The organism is Thalassovita aquimarina, from assembly GCF_018219815.1.
Taxonomy (GTDB): Bacteria; Pseudomonadota; Alphaproteobacteria; order Rhodobacterales; family Rhodobacteraceae; genus Thalassobius; species Thalassobius aquimarinus.
In genome coordinates this window covers 134,295-148,180 of the sequence record NZ_JADMKU010000006.1, presented here as the reverse complement: position 1 = coordinate 148,180, position 13,886 = coordinate 134,295, and the positions used below count along the sequence as shown (strand labels likewise).

9 protein-coding genes are annotated in these 13,886 nt (G+C 63.6%); all 9 read right to left on the bottom strand.

The genetic code is table 11. The features are described from left to right. Positions 1-2 precede the first annotated feature (2 nt). The 9 genes from exbB to IT775_RS09195 all read right to left on the bottom strand — a co-directional run bounded on the left by exbB (position 3) and on the right by IT775_RS09195 (position 13,541). On the bottom strand, positions 3-677 hold the full coding sequence (gene exbB, locus IT775_RS09235; protein ID WP_212700814.1) for a tonB-system energizer ExbB: 675 nt from the start codon (positions 675-677) through the stop codon (positions 3-5). Beyond that, positions 674-1,033: a DUF2149 domain-containing protein gene (locus IT775_RS09230; RefSeq protein WP_212700813.1), complete on the bottom strand. Its 360-nt coding sequence runs from the start codon at positions 1,031-1,033 to the stop codon at positions 674-676. Before IT775_RS09230 ends, exbB begins: the two co-directional genes overlap by 4 nt. After that, positions 1,026-1,520: a MotA/TolQ/ExbB proton channel family protein gene (locus tag IT775_RS09225; RefSeq protein ID WP_212700812.1), complete on the bottom strand. Its 495-nt coding sequence runs from the start codon at positions 1,518-1,520 to the stop codon at positions 1,026-1,028. The genes IT775_RS09230 and IT775_RS09225 overlap by 8 nt, the downstream gene beginning before the upstream one ends. Beyond that, entirely contained in the window at positions 1,517-4,783 is a 3,267-nt protein-coding gene (cobN, locus tag IT775_RS09220) for a cobaltochelatase subunit CobN (RefSeq protein WP_212700811.1), read from the bottom strand. Before cobN ends, IT775_RS09225 begins: the two co-directional genes overlap by 4 nt. Beyond that, a complete protein-coding gene (locus tag IT775_RS09215) occupies positions 4,780-5,739 on the bottom strand; it encodes a cobaltochelatase subunit CobN (protein WP_212700810.1) in 960 nt (319 codons plus the stop codon). Before IT775_RS09215 ends, cobN begins: the two co-directional genes overlap by 4 nt. Before the next feature lie 10 nt (positions 5,740-5,749). Further along, entirely contained in the window at positions 5,750-8,062 is a 2,313-nt protein-coding gene (locus IT775_RS09210) for a TonB-dependent receptor (protein WP_212700809.1), read from the bottom strand. A gap of 94 nt (positions 8,063-8,156) precedes the next feature. Beyond that, positions 8,157-8,522 carry a DUF2946 family protein gene (locus tag IT775_RS09205; protein ID WP_212700808.1) on the bottom strand — a complete coding sequence of 122 codons (366 nt, stop codon included), beginning with the start codon at positions 8,520-8,522 and terminating at the stop codon, positions 8,157-8,159. A gap of 266 nt (positions 8,523-8,788) precedes the next feature. Next, entirely contained in the window at positions 8,789-10,741 is a 1,953-nt protein-coding gene (locus tag IT775_RS09200; protein WP_212700807.1) for a tetratricopeptide repeat protein, read from the bottom strand. 124 nt (positions 10,742-10,865) lie between these two features. Next, positions 10,866-13,541: a Stk1 family PASTA domain-containing Ser/Thr kinase gene (locus IT775_RS09195; RefSeq protein ID WP_212700806.1), complete on the bottom strand. Its 2,676-nt coding sequence runs from the start codon at positions 13,539-13,541 to the stop codon at positions 10,866-10,868. Positions 13,542-13,886 lie beyond the last annotated feature (345 nt).

Here is a 13,886-nt window from a genome sequence, read left to right as displayed (position 1 = left end):
GCTCAGCCCCCTGTCCCGGCACGGTCCAGATCGCGCCCGGCAATCGCCAGAACCAGAACCCCGGCATCTGCGATGCGCGCCCGGTGCGCGGCGATCACCCGGCCAAGCCCGTTATAGATCACCACTGCCGGGATCGCCGCGCCCAGCCCCATCGCCGTCGCCAGAAGCGCCTCGGCAATGCCGGGGGCGACGACGGCAAGGCTGGTCGTCTGGCTTTGCGCGATCGAGATGAAGGAATTCATGATCCCCCAGACGGTGCCGAACAGGCCGACAAACGGGGCGATCGACCCGATCGTGGCCAGAATGCCGATGCCCCTGGCGATGCGGCGGGCCTCCGCCGCCTCGATCCGCGACAACCGCAGGGCCAGCCGGTCCTTGATACCGACCGGGGGCAGGTCCCGCCCGGACTGGGCCAGTTCCGTTTCGGTTTCGGCCAGCATCCGCGCCACCGGGCCGCGTGCCTCCTGCACCGCCTTCAGCGTCTCGGCACGGCGCAGCAGGCGCAGCCCGCGCCCGATCCCGATCCGCGCGGCAAAAAGTTCCGCCATCTTGGCAAACAGCACCGTCCAGCTGAGAACCGAGGCCGCCAACAGCCCCAGCATGATCCACTGCACCACCCAATCGGCGTTGCGATACATCCCCAGAGGCGACAGGTCGTGAAGCGCCAAATCGGTCATTGTCCGCCCCCCTGCCCGGTTTGCGGAACATAGACCATCGACCCGTCCTCCAGCCGGTAAGCGATGCCCGCCTTGGTGCCGGTGCCCGATCCGATCTGGCCGGTGGCGGCAAAGGTCGTCATCTCGCGCCCGTCCTTGACGGTGATTTCCATGTCGGGCTGGCCGGGGTTCTTGATCACCGTCACGCTTTCGGCGCTGAACGGGTTGATCGGATTTTCCATCACCGTGATCAACAGCACCGCGATGATGACCAGGAACACGTCGATGATATTGACCACCGACAGGATCGGATCGTCGCCATCGTCGTCGTCGAGAACACTCAGCCCGTGATGCCGGTACGAGGATTGATCAGCCATGCGCCGCGCCCTCCGTGGGGGCGCTCAGCAGCGCGTCCAGTTCTTCCAGCAGCCAGCGGCGCCGGACCGACAGAACGGTATAGGTGATCGCCGCCGCCAGTAGCGCGATGATGACCGCGGCAAAGGCGATCACAAGGTTTTCGGCAATACCGGCCGTGTCTCCCTGGCTGACCGCGACCAGCGCCGGCCCCATCGGGATCATCGTCGCCACAAGCCCCAGCATCGGCGCCACCCGCGACACCACCCGCAGCGGTTCCAACCGCCGCAATAGGTGCAGTTCCAGCGCGTCGCGACTGGCCGCCGGATTGGCGGCGCGGAACCGGAACAGCGGTCGGCTGCCCGCCCGGCCCGTCATACGCGCGGCCAGTTCGGCCAGAAAGGCCCCGAGGTAGAGCAGAGCCACCGTGAACATGATCGCAAGGATCACCAGAACGGGCATCAGGAACAGTTTCGAGACTTCGAACATAAGGGTTTCAAGAAAGGTCATGCGACATCTCCGGCTTTGGTGGGATCGCGGCCAAGGGCCAGCGCAGCCCCCTGCCAAAGGAAGCCGAACCCGATCAGGAGGAAGGGGATCAGCGCACGATATTGCGGCGGCGCCGGGGGCGCGGGCGGTTCGGCCTTCTGCTCCAGCTTCTGGCCCGTCACCGTTTCGGTCGGGGCCTCGGTCTGTTCCGGTTTGACCTCGGGCAGCGGTTCGGATTGCGCCGGTTGCTGCGGCGCGGCGGCGGCCATGTCGGGTGCCAGTGCCGCCAGCGTCAGGCCGAAGCCCGCCGCCTGTTCGGCCACGTAATCCGTGAAAACCCGGTTGTCGGACACCACGTCGTGCCGGGTGGCGACGTCCTGATAGACCTCGACCAGCTTGCGCAGCGTGTCTTCGTCGGCATCCCAGTAACCCTTGCGGATCGCCTCGATCATCCTTTCGGTGATCTGCGCCATCGCCTGCGGGTTGCTGTCCTCGAACCATTCCCGCACGCCCAGCTCATAGCGGTCCTCGACATAGACGGCCATGAATTCGCGCCACTGGTCGTCGCGGACGATATTGCGGTCCATCGCCTGCCAGCCCCAGAAGTTGTTCACCGTCTTCAGCAGCGCCAGCGTGCCGGCAAAGCCTTCGTCCTTCATTTCCGCGACCCAGCGGGGATGCTGGTAAACCGCGCGCAGTTCCGAAGCCATGAAGCGTTCGGCCGCCTGCAGCTTGGTGCGGTTCGGGTCGCGCATGTTCGAGATGTAGAGCTGCGGGCTTTCCCCGTCGATCGCCCGGATCGCCATCGACAAACCCCCGAGATATTCGAACGGGTGATCGGTATCGAGCAGGCCGCGCAGGTTGGACGACCGCGAAAACACCGCCGCGTCGGTGCCCGACAGCTGCATCGCATAGGCGTTGACGCTGCCGGGTTTGCCATCGCCCAGACGCTGGCTCCACAGCGATTTGTCCGGGCCGTAACCCCACGACATCCGCATCATGTAACCGTCGGCAAGCTGACCGTCATTTTCCTCCCAGTCGCCGCTCATCATCACCGCATCGGGCAGGCCGGTGCCGTAATTGCCGCTTTCGTTGCCGTAGATCCGGGTCAGGGCGAAGGATTCGGCCAGGCCGCCTTCGATCCCCTTGGCGCGCAGCGCGTCGGCGATGCGGGCGGTGTTGGCCCGCAGCGGGTTCTGCACCGCGTCCTCGTCCAGGGCATTGACCAAGACGATGCCTTCGTTCAGCCGCTCGATGACGGCGGGGAACTGATCGCGGTAAAGCCCAGTCAGCGAAATCACCGGGTCGATCCGTGGCCGCCCCAGTTCGGCGGCGGGGATCACCTCCATGCCGGTGACGCGGCCGCCCTTGTCCCAGACCGGACGCACGCCCATCGCCACCATGATCTGCGCCTCGAGCAGGCCCAGATGACGCATCGTTTCGGTGCTCCACATGGTGAAGGCCAGCTTCTTCGGCGCGGCCCCGTGGGTTTCTGCGTGGGTCGCGATCAGTTCGGCCATCGCCTTTTCGGCGGCGGCATAGGCGTTGCGGGTCGGGATCCGTGTGGGATCGAAGCCGTAGACGTTGCGCCCGGTCCTGAGCGCATCCGGGTTGCGGATCGGGTCGCCGCCATAGGAGGGATCGATCCAGCGCCCCGAAAGACCGGCCAGAACCGCGTCGATCTCGTGATGGCCTTCCAGCATCGCGTGATAGCGGCGCCCGTTTTTGACCCATTCGGCCATTGCCGGGTCTGCGGCCGCATCACCCAGCACGTGATCTGTGACGAAGCGCATCGGCAGCGTGTCGCCAAGCGTTTCGAAACTAGCCTTGAAGATTTCTCCGGGATCGACGCCCAACGCGTCGTAGAACGGCGCGCCCATCATTTGCATGATATTCGACGCCATCGCCAGATCGGTGTCCGGCCCGGTGCCGAACGTATGCAGGCCCAAGGGTTGCATCTGGCTGCCCAGATCCTCGATCAGGGTTTCCAGATCGCGGGCATGGGTTTCGAAATCGGCGGTCAGTTCGCCCGGCGCGAGACCGATATCCTTGTCGAAGCCGGTTTCCTCGGCCTTGGCGGTGATCTGCCTGCGCAGGTTTTCGCGGGCCGGACCTTCGACCACCGTATGATATTCGAGGAACAGATCGTTCAGCGCGGTCAGATCGGGCGACAGCCCCGCCGGCGCGAAGGCCGGCGTCTGATGGCTGACGATCACCCCCCGGCCGCGCCTTTTGACGTGGATCGCCTCGCCGATGTTGTCGACGATATAGGGATAGAGGATTGGAATGTCGCCGGCCAGAAGCTGCGGATCGTCGAACGCCCACAGCCCGCGTTCCTTGCCCGGCGTCCATTCCTGCGACCCGTGGGTGCCGAAATGGATCAGCGCGTCCTGTGTCTGCCGCAGCCACAGGTAGGTGGCCAGATAGGGATGGTTCACCGGCACCTTGTCGTCGTGGAACAGGTCGTGTTCCATGTCCTCCATCCCGGCCATGGCGATCATGCCGCGCGGCGGTTGCGGCAGGATGGTCAGGTTGCCCAGCCGCACCCGCGGAATGGCAAAGCCCAGCCGCCCATCGCGCTTGACCAGCCACTGGCTTTCCTCGGCGATGCCCCAGAAGCGGTCGATGCGGTCCTGCACTTCGGCGTGCAGCGTGGCGAACCATTCGCGATACGTGTCCACCGGAAGGAAGGCCCAGTCCTCGCCCTGCACCAACGCGCCCATCGCCTCTTCGCGATAGCGCGGTGCCTGCATCGCATGGGCGCGGGCGATGATTTCGTCCTCGCTGAAAGCGCTGACATCATACCCTTCGCCCCGCATCGCCGCCGCCATGTCCAGCATCGAAAGCGGCAGGTTCAGGTTCGACCCGCCCATGTTGGCTTCGCCCGCCGGCGTGTTCCAGTACACCATCGCCACGCGCTTTTCGGCGTTGGGCTTGTGGCGCAGCACGGCCAGGCGCATCGCCTTGTCCAGCAGGTGATCAAGCTGTTCCGGCATCGGCACGACCTCGCCGTCCTCGACCAGCGACAGCATCACCGGATCCTGCATACCGATATATTCGGAATTGGTCAGCGTGAAGGACAGCGAAAAGGTGTTCACCCCGGCGGTGTCGGCCAGATAGGCGGCCCGGTCGCCACCGCGATAGCGCATCAGGTGGATCACCGGGCGGTCCATCGATTGCAGCCACGCCTTGCGCCCGTCCGGATTGCCACCGATGAAGGTGTTGACCAGCAACACATCCGGAAGAATCCGACCGTTGATCGTGACCAGCGGTTCGTTGATCACGTCGCGGCGATAGGGGCGCGGGTTGGGGAATTCGGTCCCGATATCGGTTTCCGCCGCGCGGTTCGGCCTGCCGGAAGTCCCGGCTGGTTTGCCTGCGGACCGGGCTTGCCGCCCCGGTCCTTGGCAGCGGCCCCGTTGGCCGATGTCCGGTTGGCGGCGGAACTGCGTGCGATCCGGGTCGAGCGGTAGAAGGCCAGCGGCACCGCATCACGCGCTTCCATCTCGGCGATGATGTCATCCAGCATCCGGGTCTGCCCGTCCGAGATGTAGGACGACGAAAACTCCATCCCCAGCACCGGGCGCGCGCCGCGCGGGCCGTTACGGGCCTGCCACCACTCCAGGTAGCTTGACAGATCGGCGAAAATCTCAGCCGCGGCAGGATGATAGATGCCGCCATTGGGCAGGTCGCGCGGCGGCGCGACGGATGCCAGATCGCCGCCCCGCACCCAGGTCGCGATATAGCGTGCGAGGTTGCGATGGTTCTCTGCCGTGCCCGCCACCCAATAGGCGAAAAGCGTTTCCGCCATATCGCCCGGCGGCAGGCCAAGCGCCTGCATGCGCGACCCGCGGTTCATCACCGACACCCGCAAGCTCGGCAGCCCCGAGGCCCGGACCGCTTCGCCGGCGGCGGCTTCGACCTGCGCGATATCGGTGCTGCGCGGGGCGTCGATCAGCACCAGGTCGGCACCTTCAAGCGCCGCCTCCAGCGCGCCGGGCGCGGCGGTGTCGACATGCAGCCATTGCACGTCGACACCTTCGGCGCGCGCCGCTTCGGCGATCATCCGGAACTTGTTTTCCAGCACGAAAGCGGTCGATATCACCGCCAGCTTCGGCTTGCCCGCATCGGCGCGCTCGGGTGTGCCCGCCGCTGCCATACCGAGGATCGTCAACAGCAACAGGCCAAGGACCAACGGCGCGCATGTCACTGCGCGCCGGATTGCGGGAATGTTCGGCATCGTCATCCCCTCAGAACCTGGCCGTCAGGCCAAAGCGGAACGTGCGTTCCGAATAGCCTTCTGCGTAGCCGCGCACGGGATCTGGATCGTTGGTCGCCGATACCCGCTTGGCGTATTTCACGTCGAACAGGTTTTCGACCGATCCGAACAGCATGACCCGATCATCCACGTCATAGCGCGCGCGCAGGTTCCAAAGCACCGGGCGCTTGTAGCGGTCGGTATTGCTTTCGTTGGTGTAGTAAGCCGAGATCCAGTCGGCCTCCAACTCGATATCCAAGGCCTCTGTCGGGGCATAGGTCGCGCGCAGGTTGGCGTGATGCAGCGGGCTTGCCGGGGCGGTTTTGCCGGAAAAATCGCCGCCGTCGGTGACGAAATCGACATAGGTGTTGCGGGCATAGGTATGCGCCAGGTCGAACCGCCACTGGTCGCTGGCGCGCCAGTGCAGCGTCGTTTCGATCCCCTGATAGCGCACCTTGCCGGCGGCCACCGGATAATCCCCGTCCGGATTCCCCGGGCACAGGGTCGCGTCACCGCCACAGGACAGCGAAACCGCCTGATCGCGGATGGTCGAATGATACAGCCCGAGGTCATAACCGAAATCGCCGCCCATCAGTTCTCCACGCAGGCCGACCGAATAGGTCATCGAATGTTCCGGCGGCAGCGGACGCGCGTTGATGTCGGTCACCGTATCCCGGGTGGAGGGCACGAAGTAACCTTCGGCGACCGAGGCCCACAGGATGCTGTCGGGCGCATATTCCCAGCTCAGCCCACCCTTGGTGACCAATTCGGAATAGTGTTCGGCGCCGTCATTGTCGGTGTAGGGCGACCGGTCGTCGACCTCGAGATCGTAATTCTCATAGCGCGCGCCCAGTATCAGGCGCAGATCCTCGAGCGGTGAGAATTCGTATTGCGCAAAGGGCGCGACCGAGGTTTCGTCAAGCGTATAGGCGCTGCCAAGCCTTGTCGGGGTGAAGCTGTTGGTGCTGCGCCAATAGGTGTCGTCCTTCTTGGTGGATTGGAACGCATCCACCCCAAGGCTGAGCTTGCCATCCATCGCGGCGAAGTCCTGCTCGTAAAGCGCGCGCAGGTTATGGGTGCTGTGATCCACTTCGACATGCAGCAAGGAGGCGATGCGCGACGAACATCCCGCCGGGCAGGCATCGATGCCGGAAGTGTTGGAAAAGCCGTAGCTCAGTTCCACCCTGCGGTTGGCATCGAATTCATGCTTCAGCGATGCGGACAAGGTGGTGCTTTGCTTGTCCTCGTAGAGGTTGAAATACTGTGCCTGCTGCCAATCCTCGTCGAACTGTTCCTGTGTCAGCCGCCCGGGATGTTCCTCGTACATGTCCTGATACTCGGCACGGAATGTCAGTTCTGTCCGGTCGCTCGGCGCCCAGACCAGCTTGCCCGATACACCCAGCTTTTCGATCGCGGAACGGTCGCGCCAGCCGTCTGAATCCAGCTTGTTCAGGCTGAACGAATAGCCCAGTTCCTCCGAACTTCCGAGAGGCCCTGCCAAGTTGACACCGGCGCGCGTGAACCCGTTCGATCCCATTTCGGCGAAGGCTTCGGTTTCCTGGGTTTCCGGCGGGGTTCGGCTGATCACGTTGACCGTACCGCCCACCGCCTTCGAGGAATACAGAACCGATGCCGGCCCGCGGGTGATTTCCACGGCCTCGACATCCCACAGGTTCACATCGTCCAGAAATCCAAAGCTGCCCAAGGTCTGCGAACGCACCGAAAATCCGTCGATCAGGTTGTTGGTATAGCCCTTGCCGCCGGTCGGAATGCGGATATTGCGGATCATCGAAATGCCCGGAACCCGCAGCAACAGATCGGTTTCCGCCGAGGACGAACGCACGGTTTCCAGATCCTCGCGGCCAAGGGCGGTGCCGTTCAACGGCGTATCGACGCTGAGCCGGCCGATCTTCGTCCGCTCCTGCACCCGCGCGGGGCGGGCGGCAAAGCGGCTTTCGGGGTTGGCCGCCGGTGCGACAACCGCCGGCGCGGGGGCGGCAATCACCGGGGCCGGTGCCCGGCGCGGTGCCGGCGACGGGGCCGGTTCGGGAACGGGCGCCGCGGCCTCGACCGCGACGGTCGGCAGCACCAGGTCGGTCGTGTCATCCGCAACCGGAAGGGGCGTTTCGGCGGCTTGCGGCCCCTGCTCTGCGGCAGGCGGGCACTCGGCACCTTCACAGGGGGTCGGGTTTTCCTGGGCGACGGCCTGGTGCAGCGGAAGCAGGCTGAGCGCAGTGCTGGTCAGGGCATAGGCAAGGGCACGGGTCGGGCGGGCGGCACGGGCCCCCGGGATTTTCACTGTCATTTATCTTGGTCCGTTCACTGTCAGAAATCGCGCAAGCGCCCCGCGTCTCGTTCTCAGGGGACGAGCTTCGGATCAGGCGTTGCAGGTGGGAAATTCAGACAGTGAACGGGGGCGCCCGTGCGGCATTCGACGCGACAATCGCGATTCGCGTGCGCTGGTCTTCGGCGGCCCAGGATGGCAGGTTCCGTCCGATGGGTTGGAAATCCGGCTGCGGCTGCTCGACCGCAAGCAGCGCGGTCGCGGCCAAGGCAAACGGGCATGTTTCGCCCGGTTCCTGATCATGCTGGTCGGATTCGACGGGATTTCCCGCTTCATCGACAAACAGGGTTGCCATTCCGCCATCGGTACAGATCACGATTTCGAAGCCGGTCTCGGCATTCTGAGCAACCATGTACCCGTCCGGAACTGTCGCGCGGACCATGACGGCCACAAGCAGCAGGAGGGACAGAACAAGGCGCATCGAGAGTTCTCTTCGACATTTCAGGGCGGTAAGCTGGCGTTTAGAAAGAGAAATCCGCGGCGCGCTGTCAATCGGTTTAGGCCCGTCGTGACAAGTTGCCACATCACGCGGACGTGAACGCGGGACGGGAAACACCCGGCGCGGAAGAAGCCGCCGAACATTACCCTTTGCGCATCATTATCAATGAATTGCGCCAAGAAATTAAAGTTCAAAGCGAACAAGCGTTCCGGGTCTGATGCCGGTTTTCAGCCCGCAATGGTGTGAAATCAATTCGGAATTCGTGCGCGCAGCGCCCGCAGCGTTTGCGGCCCGAATGCCCCATCCAATGCGCCGGTATAGAGCCCGTCATTGCGCAAGATCAGCTGCACCGCCTTACGGGTATGCGGGGACAGCTGATTGGGATTCCCAAGCAAGATGTCCCGCGCTCTATCCGATCCCATTGCCAGCCCTGCCATCAGGTTGGCGGCCGCTTCGTCGGAATCGTAGGCCACTCCCTGCCCGTTGTCATAGAGAACGCCCAGGTTGGCCATCGCCTCCCCGTTGCCGTGATCGGCGGCGGCCTGATACCATTCAGCGGCCGCGCGGGCGTTGTAGGGCACGCCCTCGGCGTTCAGATGCATCGAGGCCGCGAAATGCATGGCCACGATGTTCCCGGCGAACCCTGCCTTTTCCAGCCATCGCAGGGCTTCTGCGGGACTTTTGGCAACGTGCTGGCCGGAACGGTACAGGGCACCGACGATGGCCATGGCTTGCCCGCTTCCCATCTCCGCCCCGATCATGGCAGCGTTATACGCATCCGCATACCTACCGGCCTTGTGATATCCTCTGGCGATCTGGGCGTAGAACCGGGCCGTGTCCGGCCATTGCGCGATGTCCGCGTTGCATTCGGCAATCACCACCGGCGGGTTCAGCTGCGCATAGGGAACGCCCAGATCCGGGTCCGGGCGGTCGGGGTCAAGCGGGGTTGCCGCAATCCTGTCACAATCCTGAACCACGTAGGTGACCCGTACCGTTGGCGCGTTTGCTTCCCCGCGCGTCGTCCCTGCCGCGTCCGGCATGGGCTGGACATCCGCATGCGTATCTCGATCACCCGCCCGTTCCAGCGCCGGTAAATAGCATTCCCACCAGCTCAGACAGCGCGGATCGCTCAGATAGTCGGGGCGCGGGGCGGTATTGCGCGCCGCGCTGGACCATCGTTCCGCAGCCCCCGCATCCCTGCCCAGATAGAAATCGGCAAGCTGCTCCATCGCCCCGACATGACCGGCATTGGCCGCCGCGAGCCGATACCGTTCGGCCTTGCCGATATCCGCGGCGATAATGCCGTCTTCGCCGTCCTCGTAGATTTCGCCCAGGATGTACATCGCTTCAAGATGGCCCGCGCGTGTCGCTTGCTCCAGCCATCGAACCATCTCCGTCATGCTGGCCTCGACGCCGATACCGTCCTCGTGCAGAAGCGCCAGGATGTACATCGCCTGTGCGTTGCCACCGGCTGCGGCCAGCCGGAACCGGGCCGCTGCCTGGCGTTCATCCACGGCAACGCCGCGCCCGGTCAGATATATCAGCCCAAGCCGCAGCATGGCCTCCGCATCGCCCAGTTTGGCGGCACGCCGATGCCAGTCCAGCGCGACCCGGTCGTCCCTGTCCATGCCACGCCCGAACCCATAAAGCGCGCCGAGCGCCGTCATCGCGCCACCGTGCTGCATGTCCGCGGCCTGACGATACAAGATCGCGGCGCGGCCATGATCCGCCGAATTGTCCGACAAGGACAGTTGCCGGGCGCGAAGATAGATCGACGTCACGTCCTGATTTTCCCCCGGTTGCGCTCCTCCCGTTTCCGGATCCGGCGCCGGATCGGCGACGACAGCGCTGCCAGCGACCGCGTCGGTTTCGATCCGCGCGGTATATCCGACCTGCGGCGCGCCGGTCGGCGGGCTTTGCGGTGTGGCCACCGCAACGCCATTGGCAAAGCTGTCCACCGTCCAGGGGGTCGCGATCGCGGTCAGGCCGAGGCCCGGGATGTCGGCCAGAATGGTGACGGGATCGCCCGGCGCAACCACGGTGCCATCCGGCACTGTGATCGAAACACTCGCCCCCGCGCTGACCTTGGACACGCGGCCTTCGACCTGATCCGCCAGCGCCTGTGTCGCCGGAGCGAAGTTCAGGACCCCGGTCATCGCCAGGGCCGGGATCGCCAGCCGCCATGTTCGCAGTGCTTTCATGTTCATTCTCCCACCCCGTGAAAAGGGTTTTGAAAAAGGTGCCGGGCCGTCGCGTATCGCGGTCCCGATTTCGATGCCACGGACAGGTGCCGGCCTGTTCCGGAGATGGCGACGATCGCTTGCGTCATTGCGATGCGTCGCCTTCGCGGATGCAGGTGAAAGCCAACGTCATGGGCCCTTTCTTGGGATCCGAGACGCTGACCGCGCACTGGTTGGCCTGCCGCGAAATTTCGAGCGTCTTGAGGATTTCCTTGAACATGAGAGCGATCTTGTTCACCTCGTTGCCGATCACGCCGCCACTGCCGGACGCGCTTCCTTCGCTTTCCATTTTCTTCAGCGTATCGGGATGCACGCGAAGAACATTGTCGGGACCGACGGCCACCGGCAATTCCATCACCTTCTTGAGCTTGCCGTCCTTTTCCGTCGACCACTTCAGGGTCAGCATTCCCTGCCGCGGGGCGATCTCCATCATGCCTCGGATATCGGTCACCTTGCCGCTGTCGCTGGTATGCTTTCCGGCAACCCGCCAACGGCCAATCCAGCTGTCATCCTCGCCCGCAGGGGCCTCGGGTGCGACGTCTCCCTCCTCCGCCGCGCTTTCGTCCTGAACCGGCATCACGACCAGCATATTCACCACCGTCCCCTTGGGCTGCGGTGATCCGATCGCGGGGACGGTAGATTGCACCATGCCCGGTTTCTCACCTTCCTTGGCGGGATTGCCGGGGGTGACGGAGCCCGCAACGAAGAAGCTGCCCTTCTCGATGATCGAGGCCGCCACCTGCGGCGGCTTGCCGTTCACCGGCGGAACGGGACGTTCTTCGGCCTCTTCCTCGCCATCGTCGCTTTCTTCGCTGGCATCTTCTTCAGCGGAGTCCTGGGCACGTAACCCATAGACCAGCGGCTGAACGGTGGTGAACATTTCCTGTTCGGAACCGGTTTCGGGCAGGCTGCCGTAAATTTCGCCGGGTTCCTTGCCCTCCGGCGCCGGATTTCCCGCCGCGGGGTTGCCGGGGACGAAACCGGCAGCGGTCAGGATGCCGCGCGCCTTCGTGATATCCGATCCCGCGATTTTCGGAACTTTGACCTTGGGGCGCGGGCCATATTTGATCATGACCACCTCGGTCAGTCGCGCAAGCTTGTCCCCCTCTTCGTGATTGGCGTGGTAAATATGGTCCGGTTCATACTCGATCTTGTTGGCGGCAAGGCCCCTTTTGACCACCGGCGTCAGCCCCGCAGCCGCAACCGCGTCCCTGGCCGCGGTTGCGGTCAGGCCCAGAACCTTGGGCATCTCGACCAGGTCTTCTTCGGGAAACCGGTCGACGACCGTCAGTCGCACGCCGGTCCACACCCGGGCCGTGCTACCCGGCCTGGGATCGCTTTCGATGACCACGCCCGGGGTCTGGCCTTCTTTCGGCTCGACCTTTTCGGGCTTGCCGGCGATCACCAGCTCTGCGTCATTGAGCATGTCGGCCGCCGACGACAGCGTCTCGCCCTCGATTTCGGGCACCGTGGTCTTGCGGCAATGCGGCAGCGGGGCGAACTTGTTCAACGCGCCCAACAAAAACGGCTGTTCGACGGGTTTGCAGCTTCCCTCGGTCACGGTCACGATCGGGTTCGCCCGAATCCTGCCTTTCAGCGCCTCGATCCGGCCAAATCCTTCGCTCTCCCGGCAGGCGTTGAACAGGGACCGTATTTCGCTCACCTCAGCCCACCATGCGGCCGATTTCCGGCTGGCAACCTGAAAAAGCTCCTGCTCAACGACTTCGGGCTGGGCATTCATCCCGGCCAGCCGCCCGCGGAAGAACGACGCCCGGCAGGCCCCGGTCTTGTCGCTCAGCAGGTTACGCAATTCGCCGATGGCATAGCAGGCTGCGGGGCTGCCCAGAGCCGCCCGCGTGCGTTCGAGTTGATGGCTGTAATCCTCCTGTTCCTTCTCGAAATTCCAGACGAGCCTTTCGAGCGTTTTGTTCTTCTTTTCCAAATCGTCGAAGTGTTTCACATACGCGCGCAGATCGGCCTTTGCCTCTGCGAGATCGACCTTCATTTCACGCTGTTTGTTGCGCAGGATCACCAAGGCCGGGCTGTCCCCGATCAGGTCCTGTTCCATTGCCGTCCAGGTGCGGTAGATGCTTGAAACGAGCTCCTGTTCGATAAGGCGATAATTGTGCCCCAACGCCCGGCATTCCCTGTCCGCCAGCTTGATGGCGCGATTCAGCGAGGACCGCGCGAACCCATACTGGCATTCCTTCACATACTGATCGTATTCCTCCAGCACGACCGGGAGTTCGCCGTAAAAATAGATGCTGACATCCCGCCAGCTTTGCCGCCCCGCGGCCTTCACCGCATCGACGAAGGAAACCGCCTCGGCCCGGCGCTCGTAATAGGCCAAGGAGATATCGACGAACGCCTGGGTCACCTTTTCCGCATCCGGATCGGCAAGTTCCGGAATGGCGGATATGAAACCATGCCAATCCTTGACCGCGAAGCCTCCGTCAATCCTGCCGTTCCAGGCGTCTTTTTCATCCCGTGACGGGCCATCCGAGGCCTCGACATATGCTTTCATTAGGCATTTCACGCCATCGGATTTCAGCTCCGAAATCGTGTAGGGCGCGACATACGCACCGGCCGGGCTGAGCGACCCGGCCCCAAGCGCCATGTATTTGAGCAACTGGGCCTGTGTCAGGTTGTCATTGACGCAGGTATCGAAAGCCTTGGCCCCCATCCGGACCCAGAACGGGTGAAGCTGGATCGAATAGGATGAGGGGAGACAATCATGCCCCTCTTCCTTCAACTTCTCCATCTGGTCTTCAAAATTATAATCCGGTTGATAGCCCACATGCTCGCCGAAAGCGGGAACCGCGACGAGCCAGACCAAAGCGGCGATTAAGGCAACAAGAAAGTCTCTGATCAGCACGCGGGAGGGCGAAATCAATTTCTCAAACGGGGCCATTACATATGCCTCATGGCCGCACCTGACCGATCGGCGGAATTTTTCGTCCGTCTCCAAAGTCCAAGTTCGGCGTTTAAATTAAACCTGACATTGAACTTGCTTCAGCCCCGAACCACCAGCCATGATCTAAGTCAACAAGTCGGATTTCGGACCGTGAAGCGACCAATTCATGCGGATCCGTTCAGGGGATCGAAC